The organism is Streptomyces sp. URMC 124 (assembly GCF_051386455.1).
Taxonomy (GTDB): Bacteria; Actinomycetota; Actinomycetes; order Streptomycetales; family Streptomycetaceae; genus Streptomyces.
The window spans coordinates 1-16,301 of the sequence record NZ_JBPQTS010000162.1 but is presented as its reverse complement, the minus strand read 5'-3'; the positions used below and the strand labels follow the sequence as shown (position 1 = coordinate 16,301).

The following is a 16,301-nucleotide window of genomic DNA, read 5'->3' as shown; positions in this document are numbered from 1 at the left end:
TCCCCCCCCCCCCGCGGCGTCACATCGCACGGCGGGGGTGGTGACGAGGGTCGGTCTTACGACTCGTACAGGTTCTTCTTGCTCATCTCGTGAACGTGGTCGTGATCATGGGCGTGGGAGTGCTCATGCCCATGCCCCTCCCCCGGCACATGCGTCTCCGTCACCGGCAGCGACGAGTCCGCCGACAGGTCCCACGACGACGCCGCGCGTCCCCGTGCGACCATCTCCGCGCCCAGGGCCGCCACCATCGCGCCGTTGTCCGTGCACAGCTTCGGCCGCGGTACGCGCAGCGTGATGCCCGCGTCCTCGCAGCGGCGCTGGGCCATCGCCCGCAGGCGCGTGTTCGCCGCGACGCCGCCGCCGATCATCAGGTGGTCGACGCCTTCGTCCTTGCACGCGCGGACGGCCTTGCGCGTGAGGACGTCCACGACGGCCTCCTGGAACGACGCGGCGACGTCCGCGACCGGGACGTCCTCGCCCGCCGCCCGCTTGGCCTCTATCCAGCGGGCCACGGCCGTCTTCAGGCCGGAGAAGGAGAAGTCGTAGATCGGGTCGCGCGAGCCGGTCAGGCCGCGCGGGAAGCGGATGGCGTCGGGGTTGCCCTCGCGGGCGTAGCGGTCGATGACCGGGCCGCCGGGGAAGCCGAGGTTGAGCACGCGGGCGACCTTGTCGAAGGCCTCGCCCGCCGCGTCGTCGATCGTCGAGCCGAGCGGGCGGACGTCCGAGGTGATGTCGGGGGCCAGCAGCAGCGACGAGTGGCCGCCGCTGACCAGCAGGGCCATGGTCGGCTCGGGCAGCGGGCCGTGCTCCAGCTGGTCGACGCAGATGTGGGAGGCCAGGTGGTTCACCCCGTACAGCGGCTTGCCCAGTGCGTACGCGTACGCCTTGGCCGCCGACACGCCCACCAGCAGGGCGCCCGCGAGGCCCGGGCCCGCCGTGACGGCGATGCCGTCGAGGTCCTTCGCCGAGACGCCGGCCTCGTCCAGCGCGCGCTGGATGGTCGGGACCATCGCCTCCAGGTGGGCGCGGCTCGCCACCTCCGGGACGACGCCGCCGAAGCGGGCGTGCTCGTCCACGCTGGAGGCGACGGCGTCGGCGAGCAGCGTGTGCCCGCGGACGATGCCGACGCCGGTCTCGTCGCACGAGGTCTCGATGCCGAGGACGAGGGGTTCGTCAGCCTTGCGAGCCATGGGTCATTCCTTGCACTGCGGAGAGGGGATCGGAGAGGCGCATCACGAGGGCGTCGATGTTGCCCGGCTGGTAGTAGCCGCGGCGCACGCCCACGCCCTCGAAGCCGAAGCGTTCGTACAGGCGCTGCGCCCGGGTGTTGTCGACGCGCACTTCGAGGAGCACCTCGCGGCACTCGAAGTCGGTCGCGGCGGTCAGGAGCTCGCGGAGGAGGCGGGAGCCGAGGCCGGTGCTCCAGTGGTCCTGGGAGACGGCGATGGTCTGGACGTCGCCGGTGCCGTCGATCGCGGCGAGGCCCGCGTAGCCGACGACGCGGCCCTCGTCGTTCTCGGCGACGACGTAGCGGCGGGTGGCGCCGGCGCCGCGCGCGTGCGCCAGCTCGGACCAGAACAGGCCCTTGGACCAGGCGTCGTCCGGGAACAGCGCGCGCTCCAGCTCCAGCACCGGCCCGATGTCCCACCAGCGCATCTCACGGATACGGGCGTTCGCGGTCACTTGGGGGTGACCACCTTGTAGTTGGCGGGCACCTGGGCGTCGGGGCGGCGCAGGTAGAGCGGCTGGTCCGGCAGGAATTCGCCGCCCGTGCGCAGGCGCTCCGCGGCGAGGGAGGCCAGGGCGCCCGCGGACTGGTGCTCGGGCATGTCGGCCCGCACGTCCGTGAAGGCGTCGGGGTAGAGCACGGCGCCCGCGCCGACGGCGGTCAGGCCGGCGAGCTTCTCCGTGAGGTCCGCCGGGCGGTCCACGGACGGGTCGGTCACGCGGGTACGGGCGTCCGCGTACCGCGCCCAGTAGACCTCCTTGCGGCGGGCGTCCGTCGCCACGACGAACTCGCCCTCCAGCCCCGCCTGGCCGGCCGCGTACGCGATGCCGTCGAGCGAGCACAGGCCGCGGACGGGCACGCCGAGCGCGGCGCCGAAGGTGGCGGCGGTGACGATGCCGACCCGCAGGCCCGTGTACGGGCCGGGGCCGACGCCGACCACGATGTCCGTCACGGCGTCGAGCTTCAGGCCCGCTTCGGCGAGCACCCGGTCGACGGCGGGAAGCAGCAGCTCACCGTGCCGGCGCGCGTCGACCTGACGCGATTCGGCGATGACTTTGTCCCCGTCGTGGAGGGCGACGGTGACGGCGGGCGTGGCGGTATCAAGAGCGAGCAGCAGCACACTGACAGACTACGGCTCACCGTGGGGCGGGCGGTGCGCGCCCGGGCCGCGCGTGGGCCGAGCCGAGGGCGCGGCGGGGGCACGGGCGGGTGCTACGGTCAGCCGCAACGCCGTATCTATATGTACGTAGGACCAGACGTAGGACCAGGACCGGTGGTCCTGAGAAGGGTGCGCAGCCGTGGCACGCAGCAGCTCGGGGGTCTTCGTGGCCGCGCTCACCGCGGCGGCCCTCGCGGGGGTGGGTTTCCTCGCCGTCCAGGCCGAGGCCGCTCCCGACAAGCCGCACTCCTCGCACGCTGCGGGCGCGGGCGCCTCCGGCAAGGGCGAGGACAAGGGCAAGGACGGCGCACCGGCGGATTCCGGCACCGGTTCCGGCAAGGACGAGGGCGCCAAGGCGGCCCTGCCGGACGTGCCCGCGGGCTCCGGCACCGGCAAGCGCGTCGTCTACGCGCTCGGGCAGAAGCGGGTGTGGCTGGTAGGTGCGGACGGCAAGGCGACGCACAGCTTCGAGGTGGCGCCGAGCGCGGTGAACCCGGCGCCGGGCCCCTACGCGGTGACCTCGCGGGACGCCACGGGCACGGGGTCCGACGGCAAGGCCATCGAGCACGTCGTGCGCTTCCACAGGAACACGGCGGGCGTCGTCTTCGGCTTCAGCGCGGCGGTGGACGGCTCCCTGCCGGATCCGGCGGCCGCGGGCAAGAAGACGGGTGCCGTCCGGGAGATGCCCGCGGACGGGCGGGCCATGTGGGACTTCGCGCTGAACGGCACGAAGGTGGTCGTGGTCGCGTAGGGAGTCCTCCCGTACGCCACCCTTCGGACGGGACGGGGCGGGACGGGACGGAGCGCGGGACGGGCGGAGCGGCTGGGGGCGGGCTCCTACGCCGCGTCTTTCTCGCCGTCTCCCGGTGCCCCCGGTGCCCCCGGTACTCCCGGTGTCTCCGGCTCCCGCGGCGGCTTCGACACCGCGTCCGCCGCCGCGCAGGAAGCCAGCAGGTCACGCATCGAAGTCGAGGTCGACGGGGGCCGCTCCTCCGAGCTGGGCTCGGGCCGCGGCTGCCGCTGCTCTGGTGCCGGCATGGTGCCTCCTGGGGGGCATCTGGGCAAGGTTAGGTAGACCTAACCGTGTCTCTGCCTACCATGTGACCACGCCCGAAGCCGCCGATGCAACATCTTGCCGACGGCTTGTCGGAACGTACAGCGGTGTGCGGCGGCGCGCGTCTTCCTGCCCCGGACCGGGCCCGCCCTCAGCCGAGCGGCGAGAGGTCCACGCCCGCCCAGCGCGCGCCCACGCCCGTCACCCGGACGCTCCGCACGTCGTCCGTGTCCTCCGCCGCGTGGGCCACGTCCGCCGCGTCCGCGGCGCTCGCGCCCACCGCGCGGTGGATGACCACGTGCAGCCGGTCCTCCGAGAGCTCCTCGACCTTGCCGTCGCCCCACTCCACGACGATCACGGACTCGGGGAGGGAGACGTCGAGGTCCAGGTCCTCCATCTCGTCCAGGCCGCCGGACAGCCGGTAGGCGTCGACGTGGACGAGCGCGGGACCGCCGCCGAGGTGGGGGTGGACGCGCGCGATGACGAACGTCGGGGAGGTGACCGCGCCGCGGACGCCGAGCCCCTCGCCCAGGCCGCGGGTCAGGGTCGTCTTGCCCGCGCCGAGCTCGCCGGTGAGCAGCACCAGGTCGCCGGGGCGCAGCAGGCCGGCCAGCCGGCGGCCCACTTCCCGCATGGCGTCGGCGGTCCTGACCGTGAGCTCGGTACTCGTCACGGCACCGGCTCCGGCACTGGCTCCGGCACCGGCACCGGCGGTGGTTCCGGCACGGGTTCCTGGGGTGGCGGCGGTGATGTCAGGCTGGGCGCTCATACCGGCCGATGGTACGGGGCCGCGCGGCCCCGGCGCGTTTCAGGCGCGGCCGCGCGCCCCCGCCGCCGCGTGCTCCCCGCGCCCCAGCGCCGCGCCGCCGGCCGCCGCGGTGAGCAGCTCGGCCAGCTGGGCGGTGACGACCTCGGGCCGCTCCAGCATCACCAGGTGCCCGGTGTCCTCCAGGACGAGCAGCCGGGCTTCCGGCAGGGCGTCCGCGATGGCCTCGCTGTGCTCGCTCGGCGTGAGGAGGTCCTTGTCGCCCGCCGCGACGACCACCGGCATGGCGTCGAAGGCGCGCAGCGCCTTGCGCTTCTCGTGCTCGGCGAAGACGGGGTAGAACGCGGCGACGACGTCGACCGGCGTGGCCTCGATCAGCCGCTCCGCGAACCGCACGACCGCCGGGTCCACGTCCTTGGACCCGAACGAGTACCACCTCAGGATGCCCGCGAACAGGTCGGACGTGGCCCGGCGGCCCTTCTCGATCAGCTCGGGCCGGGCGGCCATCAGCTTGAAGGCGCCCGGCAGCACGAGCCGCCGGACCAGGCTCATCCCGACGGCCGGCAGCCCGTAGGTGTTCTCCGCGAGCCCGCCCGAGGACGTGCCGAAGAAGGCCGCGCCGACGACGCGCTCGGCGATCAGGCCGGGGTACTGCGCGGCCAGTCCCATCGTCGTCATGCCGCCCATGGAGTGCCCCACGAGCACCAGCGGCCCCTCGGGGGCGGCGGCGTCGATGACGGCCTTGAGGTCGCGGCCGAAGAGGTCGATGGAGACGGCGGCCGTGCGGCTGCGCTCGGAGCGGCCGTGGCTGCGCTGGTCCCAGAAGACCGCGCGGACGCCGGCGGCCCGCAGGGCGGCGCGCTGGAAGTGCCAGGAGTCCTGGCTGAGACAGTAGCCGTGGCTGAAGACGACCGTCAGGGGCGCGGCGGCGGACGTACGGCGGCCGCCGAAGAGCCTCCGGGAAGCGGAAGCGAGGGCCGAGGCGGAGGCCGAGTCCGCTTCCGCGCCCGCCCCGGCCTCGTCCACCTCGTAGTACAGCTGCGTGCCGTCCTCAGCGACCGCCGTGCCCGGCGTCCCGCGCAGCGTCCCGTAGGGGCCCACCGAGTCCAGGGCCAGCCGGGCGTTGCGGCGCATGCCGCGCCCCACCGTCAGCCGCTCGACCGCCACGCCGACCGCGGCTCCGGCGGCCAGGACGCCCAGGGCCGCTCCCGCGACCCCGGCGCCACGGCGCCAGCCGGGTCCCGCCCCGGCCCCGAGGCCGGCGGCCGCCGCGACGGCCTCGACCGCTTCGAAGGCCTCGAAGGCTTCGGCGGCCGCCGCCGCCGTGCCGGACGCCGTGCCCGCGCCCATGCTGTCCCTGTTCATCGCGCGCCCCCCGTGTCCCCGCTTTTCGGCATGTCCACGTCCACGTCCGCGTTCATCGTGCCCGTGCTCGTGCCCGCGTGGAGCGGGCCCAACCGTGCGGCCTATCCACCCGGCCTATTCGGTGTACCCGTCCACGTTCTCACCGACATAGACGCGGGGCACGCGATTGGAGATGCGCGTGACCACCTCGTAAGCGATGGTTCCGGTGGCCCGGGCCCAGTCCTCGGCGGTCGGCTCGCCCCGGTCGCCCGGCCCGAACAGCACGGCTTCCTCGCCCACCCGCGCCGTGTCGCCGCCCAGGTCGACCACGAACTGGTCCATGGCCACCCGGCCGGCCACCGTCCGCCACTTGCCGCCCACCAGCACCGGGCCCGTGCCGGAGCCCGCGCGCGGAATGCCGTCCGCGTAGCCCACGGGGACGAGCGCGAGGGTCGTGGGGGCCGGGGTGACGTAGTGGTGCCCGTACGAGACGCCGTGGCCGCCCGGCACCCGCTTCACCGACGCCAAGTACGCCGACAGCGTCATCACCGGCTTCAGGCCCAGCTCCTGCGGCGTGCCGACCTCGGGGCTCGGCGAGACCCCGTACATCGCGATGCCCGTCCGGACGAGGTCGAAGTGCGTCTCGGGGAGCGTGAGCGTCGCCGGGGAGTTGGCTATGTGCCGCACCTCGGGCTCGATGCCCTGCCGCTCCGCGTACGCCACCGCGTCCCGGAAGACCCTCAGCTGGGCCTGGATGGAGGGGTGGCCGGGCTCGTCGGCGCACGCGAAGTGCGACCAGACGCCCGTCACCTTCAGCAGGCCGGCCTCCTCCGCCTCGCGCGCCGCGGCGATCAGTTCCGGCCAGTCGTCGGGCTGGCAGCCGTTGCGCCCCAGACCGGTGTCGATCTTCAGCTGGACGCGTGCGGGACGGCCCGCGGCCCGCACGGCCTCCGCGATCTCCGCCAGCGCCCACAGGCCGCTGACCGTCACGTCGACGTCCGCCTCGATCGCCTCGCGCCACGGCCCGCCCGGCGTCCACAGCCAGCACATCAGCCGGCCCCGGTCGCCCGCCGCGCGCAGCGCCAGCGCCTCGTCCGGCGTGGCCGTGCCCACCCACTCGGCACCGGCCTCGCGGGCCGCCCGGGCGCACTGCACGGCGCCGTGGCCGTAGGCGTTCGCCTTGACCACGGCCATCAGCTGGGCCCGGGGCGCGCGGGCCTTGAGCGTGCGCACGTTGGCCCGCAGGGCGGCCAGGTCCACCAGGGCACGGGCGCGCATCGGGGTCTCGCGGACGCGGGTCGGAGTCTCGTTCATCCCCGTCAGTCTCTCAGGACGCCCGCGGAGGCGGTGACGGGTGGGCCTCAGGCTGTCATTTCGGGAGGCTTTCGGGAGGCTTTCGGGAGGCTTTCGGGGGGCTTCCGGGGCTTTTCAGGGGCCTCTCCGGGGCTTGTTCGAGAGCGCGCGGAGTATCCGGTGGTGAGACTGAGGACATGAGGACTGCCTACAGCGTCGAGACCGTACGGGCCGCCGAGGGCGCGCTCATGGCCCAGCTCCCCCACGGCGCCCTGATGCAGCGCGCCGCCGCCGGGCTCGCCGCCTCCTGTGCCGGACTGCTCAGGCGGGTGTACGGGGCACGTATCGCCCTGCTCGTCGGCAGTGGCGACAACGGCGGCGACGCCCTCTACGCCGGGGCCCGCCTCGCCCGGCGCGGCGCCGGGGTGACCGCCGTGCTCGTCGCCCCCGACCGGGCGCACGCCGCCGGGCTCGCCGCCCTGCGGGCCGCCGGAGGCCGCGTCGCCTCCGCCGAAGCCGCCGACCAGGCACTGCGCGGCGCGGACCTCGTCCTCGACGGGATCGTCGGCATCGGCGGCAAGGGCGGGCTGCGCCCGGACGCCGCCCAGCTCGTCCGGGCCGCCGCCGACGGCGGCGCGATCATCGTCGCCGTCGACCTGCCGAGCGGCGTCGACGCCGACACCGGCGAGGTACACGGCGCCGCCGTACGCGCCGACGCGACGATCACCTTCGGCGCGTACAAGCCCGGGTTGCTCGTCGACCCGGCCCGCGAGCACGCCGGCGCGCTCCGGCTGATCGACATCGGCCTGACGCTGCCCGCCCGGCCCGACGCCGAGGCCCTGCAGCACGAGGACGTCGCCGCGCTGCTGCCGCAGCCCGCCGCGGAGAGCGACAAGTACCGGCGCGGCGTCGTGGGCGTCGTCGCCGGCTCGGCCCGCTACCCCGGCGCGGCCGTCCTCGCCATCGCGGGCGCCCTGCACGGCGGCGCGGGCGCCGTGCGTTACGCCGGCCCGGCGGCGGACGCCGTCATCGCCCGCTTCCCCGAGACCCTCGTCTGCGCCGGCCCCCCGTCGAAGGCCGGCCACGTCCAGGCGTGGGTCGTCGGCCCCGGCCTCGGCGACGGGCCCGAGGCCCGGCAGGCGCTGGACGACGTCCTCGCCTCGGACGTACCGGTGCTCGTGGACGCGGACGGGCTGCGGCTGATGACGGCCGACGCCGTACGGGGCCGGACGGCGGAGACCGTCCTCACCCCGCACGCCGGGGAGGCGGCGGCCCTGCTGGGCGTCTCGCGCGACCGGGTCGAATCCGGACGCCTGGCGGCGGTCCGCGCCCTCTCCGAACGCTACGGCGCCACCGCCCTCCTCAAGGGCTCCACGACTCTGATCGCCTCCCCGGGCGGGCCGGGGCACGGCCGCCGCACGGTCCGCGTCAATCCGACGGGCACGCCGTGGCTGGCCACGGCAGGCAGCGGCGACGTCCTCTCGGGGCTCACGGGCTCCCTGCTGGCGGCGGGGCTCACGGGCTGGGACGCGGCGGCGGTCGGGGCGTACCTGCACGGGCTGGCGGCCCGGGAGGCGGGGGCCGCGCCGCTGACGGCGATGGGGGTGGCCGAGGAGCTGCGGGGGGTGTGGAGGGGTGTGCTCAGTTCGGATCGGCGGTGAGGGTCAGCCGGGAGCCGGGCGGCAGGGCGTCCTGGTTGAGGACGGGGCCCGTGTGTCTGATGCGCACGTCCACCGGCCCCAGGTTCCCCAGGGCCGCCAGGTCGACCGGCGCACCGCTCCCGTGCCTCTCCGGGTCCATGATGTTGATCTTCTTCAGGGCCGGGTAGGCCCGCGCCACGTGGGCGAGCCCGGACAGGCCGGTGCTCTCCTTCACGTGGAGCTCCTCCACTTGCAGGAGGGGCTCCACGTCGGCGAGGTACCGCAGGTCCTCCCCGTAGACCCGCAGGAACCGCAGCTCGGGCAGGGAGGCCAGCGCCAGCCGCTTCCGGGCGTCGCCGCCGTGGATCACCAACCGCTGCAGCGTGGGGTGACCCGCCAGGTCGGGCAGCTCGGCGGAAGCCGAAGCGCCGGGGCCGAGGTGCAGATACCGGATGCCCCGGGGCAACCGCACCTCGCAGGACGACGCCCAGAACCCCATGTCCTCCCAGTGCAGCGTCAGGTCCTGCAACTCCGTCATGGTGCGGAGCCGGTGGAGGCCCTGCGGCCAGCCTTCCAGCCACAGGTGCAGGGTCTGCAACCCTCCCAGGTCCAGAGCGTCCTCCAAGGCGTCACCGGCCTCCGGCCACCGGATCTGCACCCGCGGCCGCCCCCCGAGCCGCTTCAGCACGGCCAGGTGCTCGCGCGACTTCACCACGAAGTCGAGCCCGTCCTCGTACGCCAGCCGCCCGATCACCCCCTCCGCGTACGCCTCCGTCTCGAAGCGGTCCCACGCCCAGGCGAGCTGGGCCCGCACCTCCAGCGAGGGATGCGCGGCGTAGCGCGACAGCAGCGGCACCGCCTTCTCGTCCGCGACCGTCGTCGCCGCGACGACCACCGCGTGCGCGACCTCGTCCGAGAGCCCCTCCGGGCCGGGGAGCAGGTCGAGGACCACCTCTCCCGCCGCGGCGAGCGACTTCGCCGCTTCGAGGTCCCGCGGCGGTACGAGCTCCGCCGCCGCCTTCTCGACCCGCGCGCGGACCTCCCAGTCGACCTCCGTCGCGTGTTCGAGACAGGCCGCGGCGAGGAGGTGGAGCCGGGCGCGATGGGCCGGTTCCTTGTCGCCTCGCTCCAGGAGGAGCCGCAGCAACTCCGCCCGGGCCCGCGGCGGGGCGTGCCCGACCGCCATGCGCAGGACGTCCTCCCACTGGTCGTCGTGGGCGTGGTGGACGAGGACGTCGAAGTCCCAGTCGTCCACGGCGGCCTGGGCGCCGAGGTAGTCCTGGAAGGTGCGGTGGATGAAGTCGAGGGTCTCGTTCGTGGGGCGGCGCAGCAGCCCGCTGCGCAGGACGAGGTGGCGCAGTATGTCCTCGGCGCTGCCGCGGGCGGCGACGGCCGGCATCGCGGGGAGGGCCCGGTCGAGGATCTCGACGGCCTTGTGCCACTCGATGACCGAACGGCCGTTGCGGATCAGCCAGTAGGCGATCTTCTGCAGGAGGGCGACCTGCTGCGCGTGCTCCAGCTCGGGGCCGTCCCCGCCGACCACGACGCCGCGCTCGCGGTCGCGCCGGACGAGCAGGAGCTCCAGCGCGGCGCGGTAGAGCTCCATCCTCCCGTGCGGCAGGTAGCCCTTGCGGGAGCGGTTGAGGGCGCAGATCAGGGCGCACATCAACGGGTTGGTGGCGAGCATGCCGAGGTCGCGCTTGGTGACGACGGCGGTGGTGAGGGAGTCGCGGAAGGCGCGCAGGGGCTCGTGGTGGCGCGCGCCCGCGGCGTCGTGCCAGCGCTCGATGAAGGAGACGACGTCGCCGCGGCTCATGGGGAGCAGTTCGAGCTCGGTGAAGCCGGCGTCGGCGAGCCAGCCCTCGCGGACGGCGGAGGGGCGGGTGGTGATGACGTAGCGGGCGTCGGGGTAGGCGGCGAGGAGGTCCTTGACCCAGGTGAGGGTGCGGCGGCGGTCGGCTTCGGGGACCTCGTCGACGCCGTCGATCAGCAGCAGGGCCGTGCCCTCGGTGAGCCTGCGCGTGACCCAGCCCTGGGCGGCGGGCAGGCCGGCGAGAGGGCCTGCGGCCGAGGCCAGGAACTCTTCGGGCTGGGGGAGTTCGCCGCGGCGGATGAGCGTACGCAGGGGCAGCGTCAGCGGCATGCAGCCGCTGAGGTGGCCGAGGCCGGGAGGCAGGTCGCCGCGGGCGGTGATGGTGGCGAGCCATTGCAGCAGCGTCGTCTTGCCGGATCCGGCGGCGCCGCGCAGGAGCACGCGGCGGCGCCCGGCGAGGGCTTCCTCGGCGCGCTTGGGCGAGGGCGTGGAGTTCTCGGGCAGCCACTCCCCCATCGCCCCGGCCCCGGCGCCGGCCGCGCCGCTGCCCGAACCGCGCGCCGCGCCGCCGGTCAGCTCCAGGCTGAGGTAGGCGGCGTCCAGGGGCCAGGTCTCGCCCTCGCCGTCGGAGAGGGTCAGTCCGATGATCGTCAGTTCGCCGGACTTCTCGACGACGTAGTCGCGCAGGCGCCGCTCGAAGGCCTCGATCTCCAGTTGCCGGGGCGAGGCGAGGGAGCGCGACTCGGGCTTGTGCCCCACGAGCAGGCACTCGCTGAGGAACGCGAAGTCCTGCCAGAGCGTGGCCGACGGGGTGACGGTGAGCCGCCCGTGCCGCCAGCCGTTCGGGTCGGCGCAGACCACCCCGGCGAGCAGGCCGTCCACGAAGACGGCGGCGCCGGACATGCCGGCCCACGGCGAACCGCCGTCGGCGGGCGGCTGCGGGGGACCGTACTCGCTGTCGAGCACGTGCCGGCCGCTGAGCAGGTTGCTGCCCGGTTTGAGGGAGCCGACGACCTGCTCGGTGTCGAGCTCGCCCTCCTCGTCGCGCTGGACGTGCGGGAAGCCGATGGCCTGGGCTCCGGGCCAGACCCTCAGGTCGTAGGCGCGGCCCCACACCAGCGGTTCGAAGGCTTCGGCGACGTCCTCGGGGACGAGGTCGCGTTCGCCGACGAGCAGGGCGACGTCGCAGCGGCGGTTGTCGTCGCGCGCCCACACCACTCTGCAGCGCACCTGCCCGGCCCCGCCGGGGACTATGGCGCGCGGGTGGGCGCAGTCCCCGACCACGTGTGCGGCGGTCAGCACCAGGTTCGGCGCCAGCAGGTACCCGCTGCCCTGGCTCCGCCCGAATACCGCTGCAATGCGTTCCTTCGCCGGGTGCACCACTGTCTCCTTCGACGCTCGCCGCCACCCGACGATACGTCAGGCGAGCTGCGGTGACAGGGGGTTCGCGCAAGTACGGGCGGCGCTGCCGGGGCGCAAGTGCCGCGTCCGATTCCCGCCGGTCATCGGGGGTGCGAAGGCGAATGCTGGTGCACATGAACGCGAACGACAACAGCAACAAGGCCCCTCTCGCCGGCAAGGCCGCCCTCGTCACCGGCGGCAGCCGCGGCATCGGCGCCGCCGTCGCGCGGCGGCTGGCCGGGGCGGGTGCCGACGTGGCGCTGACCTACGAGCGCAGCGCCGACCGCGCGGCGGCCGTGGCCGGTGACATCGAGGCGGGCGGGCGCCGCGCCCTGGCGATCCGGGCCGACAGCGGTGACGTCGACGCCGTCACCGGTGCCGTGGACCGGGCCGCCGCGGAGTTCGGCAGGCTCGACATCCTGGTGAACAACGTGGGCCTCTTCCCCGTGGGCTCCTTCCAGGAGCTGGGGGCGGAGGAGTTCGACCGGACGGTCGCGGTGAACGTCCGCGCGCCGTACCTGGCGTCGAGGGCGGCCGTGCGCCACATGACCGGCGGCGGTCGGATCATCAGCATCGGCAGCAACATCGCGGGGCGTACGGTCTTCCCCGGCCTGACCCTCTACTCCCTCACCAAGACCGCCCTGACCGGCATGACGAAGGGCCTGGCCCGCGACCTGGGTCCGCGCGGCATCACCGCGAACCTCGTCCACCCCGGCCCGACGGACACCGACGCCAATCCGGCGGACTCCGCGCACAACCCGAACGCCGACACCATCCGCGGGTTCACGGCCCTCGGCCGGTACGCGGAGCCGGACGACATAGCGGCGGCCGTCGTCTACCTGGCGGGAGACGGGGGCCGGTACGTGACGGGTGCGTCGATCGAGGTGGACGGGGGCTTCACGGCGTGAGGACACGGCCGGGGCGCGGCGTCCCGGCACCGAGCCCCGGCCCGGTGCGCCCGCGTGAGCGCACCGGGCCGGGGCCTTGCGGGCAGACCAGGCAGACCGGGCAGACGGGGGCTACCCCCGCACCTGGGCACGGAGCGCGGCCGTGAACCACTGCGTGGCCGGCTCCATGTCCGGCAGCGCCCACCCGTTGATCACGGCGACGAGCCGCCAGTACCGGCCGTAGCGCGGGTCGTTGCCGGTCTCCAGCCGCTCCAGCAGCCAGGCCCGGAACTCCGGCCCGTCCTCGCGGCGCGAGACCTCGGCGAGGACCGCGGCGATCTCGTCGACGACCGGCCGGGCCTCGGGGGCGTCCGGGGCGATCCCGGCCTCCCGCGCCTCGGCCGTCCGCTCCTTGATCGCCTGCGCGGCCCCCTTCGTCCGCTCGCCGTCGGGCTGCCCGGACTCCTGCCAGGCCCGGGTCTGGTCCTCGGCCGCCCGGCGGATCCCGGCCCGGAACTCCTCGTCCTGGACGAGCTCGGCGAGCTCCACCCAGGCGTCGAGTTGCTCCGGCGAGGGGTCCTCCGGCAGCCGGGGCATGCCGTTGCGCATCGAGGCGAGGAAGTCCGGGTCCACGTCCAGGCCCTCGAAGGTGGTGTCGATGAATTCGCCGATCAGGCGGCGCCGCTCCTGATCGCAGAGGGTTGCGAGCTTGTGCATGAGTTCCAGCTCCTCGGGTGTGGACCCGCGGCCGGCCACCGCCCGCAACACGGCCTGACGCAATCGCAGGGTGCGGATCTGCACGTCCAGAGCCTCGGCGTGGACGGCCGCGACCTCGGGGACGGTGATCTCCCGCTCCAGCACCTGCCGGATGACGGGGAGCCCCACGCCGAGGTCGCGCAGCGTCCGCACGAGGCCGAGGCGCGCGAGCGCGTCGGGGCCGTAGAGGCGGTAGCCCGCGGGTGTGCGGGTGGTCGGCGGCACCACGCCCGTGTCGGACCAGAACCGGATCGTCCTGACCGTCAGCCCGGTCAGCCGGGCCAGTTCCCCGATGGAATGCAGAGAGTGCGGAGAATGCGGGGAATGCGCGGAGTGCACGGAGTACGAGGTGTCGTCGTCCATGTCCCTCACCTTGGAGTCTCCGGTCGCTGGAGAGTCAACAGCGGATTTTCCGAGGGGATACGGCACACGCAACAAATGAGACAAAAGGGGCGAATTATGCGCCAGACTTGGCCGCGCACCAACCCCCCATCCCCGGGAGTTCCCATGACACCCAGCACCAAGACGGCCGCCACGGCGGCCGCCACCGCCACGCTCCTGGCCGCCGCGGGCGCGGGCGCGGGCGTGGCCACCGCCGACGCCGTCCCCATCGGCCACGCCGACAAGTCCCCCGGCCTGATCTCGGGCAACACGATCCAGATCCCCCTCCGCGTGCCCATCACCCTGTGCTCGTTCCCCATCAACGTCATCGGCCTGCTCAACTCGGCCTCGGGGAACGTCTGCATCAGCGACTAGCCCCATAAGCCCCGCCCGCGTGCCTCCGGAGGAGGAACACACGGACGGGGCCGTGGTGACACTCCTCAGACGAGGGTGATCCCCGCCTGGGCCTTGATGGTGTCCACGGCCTCGCGGGTGAGCAGCCGCAGGGGCACGACGGTCCACCGGTGGCCCTTGCGCATGATCACAGCCTTGCCGTCCCGGGTGCGCCCGATGTGCACGAATCCGTGATCGCGCCGCAGGTCCCTCACCAGATGCTCGCCGTGGATCATGCGCTACTTCCCTTCGCGCTCCTCGTCGTCGGCCATGCCGGCGTAGACGCTGCCGTTCTGAGAAACCTGCGTTCCCGGGTCCGTGACCTCGTCGCGGCGCTCCTCCGGATCCCAGTCGTCCTCGGACTGCTTACCCATTGTCGCCCTCCTTCCCGTACGGCGCCGTACGACGCGGGGACGGTCCCCGCACGACCGCGCCGCGGTTCACCCGCCGCTCCCCCACCGGCTCGCCCGGTTCGCCTCCGCGACCTTCGCGCTCAGCGTCTCGCGCTGCGCGCGGGTCGAGCACGTGCAGGTGAGCAGGGAGTGCCGGGGGCTGAGGTCGATCCCGTGGGCCGTCGCCCAGACGTAGACGCCGCACGCGGCCGGCTTCTCCTGCGCCGGAGGCGCGGCCGGGGCTGCCGGGGCGATCACGGCGGCCGGCGCCGAGGCGGCACGCTCCTGCGTGGCCGGTTCGCGACCGAACCTCAGCCAGGCGGCGAGGCGGCGGATACTCTTGCGCATGTTGACGCTCCTATGCGGCGTTGGCCACGCCCCCGGGCCGTTCGCCCGGCCGCGGGGGTCCTTCCGACCACCACAGAGTGGCGAGTCAACAAGGCCGGAACTACCAGCAGTTGCTGATAGCTCCGGCCATCGCCTCGCCGTGCGTCACCTGCCCAGCCAGGCCCCATAGTTGCTGAACGTCTCGGGCATCCGCCGCTTCGCCGATTCCAGTCCTGCGAACGTCTCCCGCACCGTGGGGTGGTAGCGCGTCTGCTGCGGCGCCACCTTCCGGGCCAGCTGCAGGTTCCTGAAGGCCGCGTCCGTGCGGCCGGTCCACAGCTCGGCGCGGGCGACCTCGGTGTAGTGGTGCGCCCGGCGGGACGGCGGCCAGGCGTCCGGGATCGCCGTCTCCTCGGCTGCCCGCACGGCCTCGGGGTACCGGTCCAGCTCGGCGAGGACGCTCACGTGGTGCGCCCCGACGTTGGTCGGCCCGAAGGACAGCCACTGCACCTTCCCGGCCTCGCCGGTGCGCTCGGCGATCCGCCGCGCCTCGCCCAGGTGGCCCGTGGCGGCGTCCCCGTCCTTGTCGCGGCCCGCGAGCACGGCGGCGCCCAGGTGCAGCTGACCCGTGACGACGTCACGCGTGCGCCCCGCTTCGGCCTGCGCCAGGGTGGACATGCCGAGCTGGACGAGCCGCTTGCCCGTGCGGTAATTGCCGGCGCGGAGGTAGGCCAGGGCCCGCAAGTACTGCCGCATGCCGCCGAGCACCGGGTCCGAGGCGCGCTGCGCGGCCCACTCCAGGCGGTCCAGCGCGACCGTGCAGAGGTCGAGGAAGCCGAGCTTCGTGGTCACGTCGTACGCCGTCCGGTACGTGCTGGCCAGGACCCGCCAGCTGCGGTCACCGGGCGAGGCGTGTGCCGCCGTGGTGGCCTCGTGGATCAGCCCGGGCAGGGCGGCGGCGACCTGCTTGATGCTGGTCGCGCGGACCATGGCGCACAGGTCCTCGGCGTGCGCCTCCAGCTCCGCCAGAGGGCGGGGGGTGACATCGGGGTCGGGCCCGAGGTCGTAGACGTCCAGCGCTTCGCGGATCGGCTGGATCAGCCCGTCCAGCTGGTCCGCCCGCAGCTCGTCCAGGTAGGGCTGGCCGGTCAGTTCGGTGACCGGCAGCGACAGTGCACGGGCCAGCGCCCCGATGACCGACGGGCTCGCGGGCAAGGCGCCCTGCTCGACCTTGGTCAGGGTGCTGTAGGAGACGTGGGCCAGGTCCGACAACTCGCGCTGCGTCAGGCGCCGGACCTTGCGCGCGCGGGCGATGCGCGCGCCGGTGTGCTCGTCATTGCGCGGGGGCATACGGGGCTCCGTTTCTGACGTGACACGGAAACCGTACTCCCGCCCTACGACAGGGCGGGGGGGGGGGGGGGGGGGGGGGGGGGGGGGGGGGGGGGGGGGGGGGGGGGGGGGGGGGCG

The 16,301-nt window shown here is 74.3% G+C and carries 16 protein-coding genes; 4 read left to right on the top strand and 12 right to left on the bottom strand.

From position 1 onward, the window contains the following. Positions 1-56: 56 nt before the first annotated feature. The 3 genes from tsaD to tsaB are packed head-to-tail and all read right to left on the bottom strand — an operon-like array spanning position 57 to position 2,348. Entirely contained in the window at positions 57-1,190 is a 1,134-nt protein-coding gene (tsaD, locus tag ACSNOG_RS26955) for a tRNA (adenosine(37)-N6)-threonylcarbamoyltransferase complex transferase subunit TsaD (RefSeq protein ID WP_436755296.1), read from the bottom strand. Next, positions 1,174-1,656, bottom strand: a complete 483-nt coding sequence (rimI, locus tag ACSNOG_RS26950; RefSeq protein WP_436755298.1) for a ribosomal protein S18-alanine N-acetyltransferase — start codon at positions 1,654-1,656, stop codon at positions 1,174-1,176. Before rimI ends, tsaD begins: the two co-directional genes overlap by 17 nt. Before the next feature lie 23 nt (positions 1,657-1,679). Next, entirely contained in the window at positions 1,680-2,348 is a 669-nt protein-coding gene (gene tsaB, locus ACSNOG_RS26945) for a tRNA (adenosine(37)-N6)-threonylcarbamoyltransferase complex dimerization subunit type 1 TsaB (protein ID WP_436755295.1), read from the bottom strand. 178 nt (positions 2,349-2,526) lie between these two features. Here tsaB and ACSNOG_RS26940 point away from each other — a divergent pair, with 178 nt between their 5' ends. Continuing rightward, positions 2,527-3,138 carry a hypothetical protein gene (locus tag ACSNOG_RS26940; RefSeq protein ID WP_436755294.1) on the top strand — a complete coding sequence of 204 codons (612 nt, stop codon included), beginning with the start codon at positions 2,527-2,529 and terminating at the stop codon, positions 3,136-3,138. A 454-nt stretch (positions 3,139-3,592) separates the two neighbouring features. On the opposite strand, the gene tsaE is transcribed toward ACSNOG_RS26940, so the two are convergent. The 3 genes from tsaE to alr all read right to left on the bottom strand — a co-directional run bounded on the left by tsaE (position 3,593) and on the right by alr (position 6,865). Continuing rightward, positions 3,593-4,075: a tRNA (adenosine(37)-N6)-threonylcarbamoyltransferase complex ATPase subunit type 1 TsaE gene (gene tsaE, locus ACSNOG_RS26935; RefSeq protein ID WP_436755297.1), complete on the bottom strand. Its 483-nt coding sequence runs from the start codon at positions 4,073-4,075 to the stop codon at positions 3,593-3,595. A gap of 174 nt (positions 4,076-4,249) precedes the next feature. Further along, positions 4,250-5,572 (bottom strand): alpha/beta fold hydrolase, encoded by a 1,323-nt coding sequence (locus ACSNOG_RS26930; protein ID WP_436755293.1) that lies wholly within the window; start codon positions 5,570-5,572, stop codon positions 4,250-4,252. 114 nt (positions 5,573-5,686) lie between these two features. After that, positions 5,687-6,865 carry an alanine racemase gene (alr, locus tag ACSNOG_RS26925; RefSeq protein ID WP_436755292.1) on the bottom strand — a complete coding sequence of 393 codons (1,179 nt, stop codon included), beginning with the start codon at positions 6,863-6,865 and terminating at the stop codon, positions 5,687-5,689. 176 nt (positions 6,866-7,041) lie between these two features. Between alr and ACSNOG_RS26920 the strand changes: the two genes are divergently transcribed. Then, complete coding sequence (locus tag ACSNOG_RS26920; RefSeq protein ID WP_436755291.1) at positions 7,042-8,505, top strand: NAD(P)H-hydrate dehydratase; 1,464 nt, start codon at positions 7,042-7,044, stop codon at positions 8,503-8,505. On the opposite strand, the gene ACSNOG_RS26915 is transcribed toward ACSNOG_RS26920, so the two are convergent. Continuing rightward, a complete protein-coding gene (locus ACSNOG_RS26915; protein WP_436755290.1) occupies positions 8,486-11,677 on the bottom strand; it encodes an NACHT domain-containing protein in 3,192 nt (1,063 codons plus the stop codon). The genes ACSNOG_RS26920 and ACSNOG_RS26915 overlap by 20 nt on opposite strands. 155 nt (positions 11,678-11,832) lie before the next feature. Here ACSNOG_RS26915 and ACSNOG_RS26910 point away from each other — a divergent pair, with 155 nt between their 5' ends. Next, positions 11,833-12,606 (top strand): SDR family NAD(P)-dependent oxidoreductase, encoded by a 774-nt coding sequence (locus ACSNOG_RS26910; RefSeq protein WP_436755289.1) that lies wholly within the window; start codon positions 11,833-11,835, stop codon positions 12,604-12,606. Positions 12,607-12,717: 111 nt separating this feature from the next. Here ACSNOG_RS26910 and ACSNOG_RS26905 read toward each other — a convergent pair whose 3' ends face one another. Beyond that, complete coding sequence (locus tag ACSNOG_RS26905) at positions 12,718-13,704, bottom strand: MerR family transcriptional regulator (protein WP_436755288.1); 987 nt, start codon at positions 13,702-13,704, stop codon at positions 12,718-12,720. Between the two features lie 144 nt (positions 13,705-13,848). Between ACSNOG_RS26905 and ACSNOG_RS26900 the strand changes: the two genes are divergently transcribed. After that, positions 13,849-14,097, top strand: coding sequence for a chaplin (locus ACSNOG_RS26900; RefSeq protein ID WP_436755287.1), 249 nt, complete (start codon positions 13,849-13,851; stop codon positions 14,095-14,097). Positions 14,098-14,162: 65 nt separating this feature from the next. On the opposite strand, the gene ACSNOG_RS26895 is transcribed toward ACSNOG_RS26900, so the two are convergent. From ACSNOG_RS26895 to ACSNOG_RS26880, 4 genes are all read right to left on the bottom strand, one after another. Further along, the gene (locus tag ACSNOG_RS26895; protein WP_436755286.1) at positions 14,163-14,351 is read right to left on the bottom strand and encodes a hypothetical protein; all 189 of its coding nucleotides are present in this window, start codon (positions 14,349-14,351) and stop codon (positions 14,163-14,165) included. Between the two features lie 3 nt (positions 14,352-14,354). Further along, a complete protein-coding gene (locus ACSNOG_RS26890; protein WP_436755285.1) occupies positions 14,355-14,489 on the bottom strand; it encodes a hypothetical protein in 135 nt (44 codons plus the stop codon). Between the two features lie 66 nt (positions 14,490-14,555). Further along, positions 14,556-14,855, bottom strand: coding sequence for a hypothetical protein (locus ACSNOG_RS26885; RefSeq protein WP_436755284.1), 300 nt, complete (start codon positions 14,853-14,855; stop codon positions 14,556-14,558). 144 nt (positions 14,856-14,999) lie between these two features. Further along, on the bottom strand, positions 15,000-16,184 hold the full coding sequence (locus ACSNOG_RS26880) for a helix-turn-helix domain-containing protein (protein WP_436755283.1): 1,185 nt from the start codon (positions 16,182-16,184) through the stop codon (positions 15,000-15,002). Positions 16,185-16,301: the final 117 nt, after the last annotated feature.

What these genes read in the sequence shown, in the direction of transcription:
- ACSNOG_RS26895 (WP_436755286.1), bottom strand. Translation starts at nt 14,351, where the DNA reads ATGATCCACGGCGAGCATCTGGTGAGGGACCTGCGGCGCGATCACGGA.
- ACSNOG_RS26885 (WP_436755284.1), bottom strand. Translation starts at nt 14,855, where the DNA reads ATGCGCAAGAGTATCCGCCGCCTCGCCGCCTGGCTGAGGTTCGGTCGC.
- ACSNOG_RS26890 (WP_436755285.1), bottom strand. Translation starts at nt 14,489, where the DNA reads ATGGGTAAGCAGTCCGAGGACGACTGGGATCCGGAGGAGCGCCGCGAC.
- tsaE (WP_436755297.1), bottom strand. Translation starts at nt 4,075, where the DNA reads ATGCGGGAAGTGGGCCGCCGGCTGGCCGGCCTGCTGCGCCCCGGCGAC.
- alr (WP_436755292.1), bottom strand. Translation starts at nt 6,865, where the DNA reads ATGAACGAGACTCCGACCCGCGTCCGCGAGACCCCGATGCGCGCCCGT.
- tsaD (WP_436755296.1), bottom strand. Translation starts at nt 1,190, where the DNA reads ATGGCTCGCAAGGCTGACGAACCCCTCGTCCTCGGCATCGAGACCTCG.
- ACSNOG_RS26880 (WP_436755283.1), bottom strand. Translation starts at nt 16,184, where the DNA reads ATGCCCCCGCGCAATGACGAGCACACCGGCGCGCGCATCGCCCGCGCG.
- ACSNOG_RS26910 (WP_436755289.1), top strand. Translation starts at nt 11,833, where the DNA reads ATGAACGCGAACGACAACAGCAACAAGGCCCCTCTCGCCGGCAAGGCC.
- ACSNOG_RS26920 (WP_436755291.1), top strand. Translation starts at nt 7,042, where the DNA reads ATGAGGACTGCCTACAGCGTCGAGACCGTACGGGCCGCCGAGGGCGCG.
- rimI (WP_436755298.1), bottom strand. Translation starts at nt 1,656, where the DNA reads ATGCGCTGGTGGGACATCGGGCCGGTGCTGGAGCTGGAGCGCGCGCTG.
- ACSNOG_RS26900 (WP_436755287.1), top strand. Translation starts at nt 13,849, where the DNA reads ATGACACCCAGCACCAAGACGGCCGCCACGGCGGCCGCCACCGCCACG.
- ACSNOG_RS26905 (WP_436755288.1), bottom strand. Translation starts at nt 13,704, where the DNA reads ATGGACGACGACACCTCGTACTCCGTGCACTCCGCGCATTCCCCGCAT.
- ACSNOG_RS26930 (WP_436755293.1), bottom strand. Translation starts at nt 5,572, where the DNA reads ATGAACAGGGACAGCATGGGCGCGGGCACGGCGTCCGGCACGGCGGCG.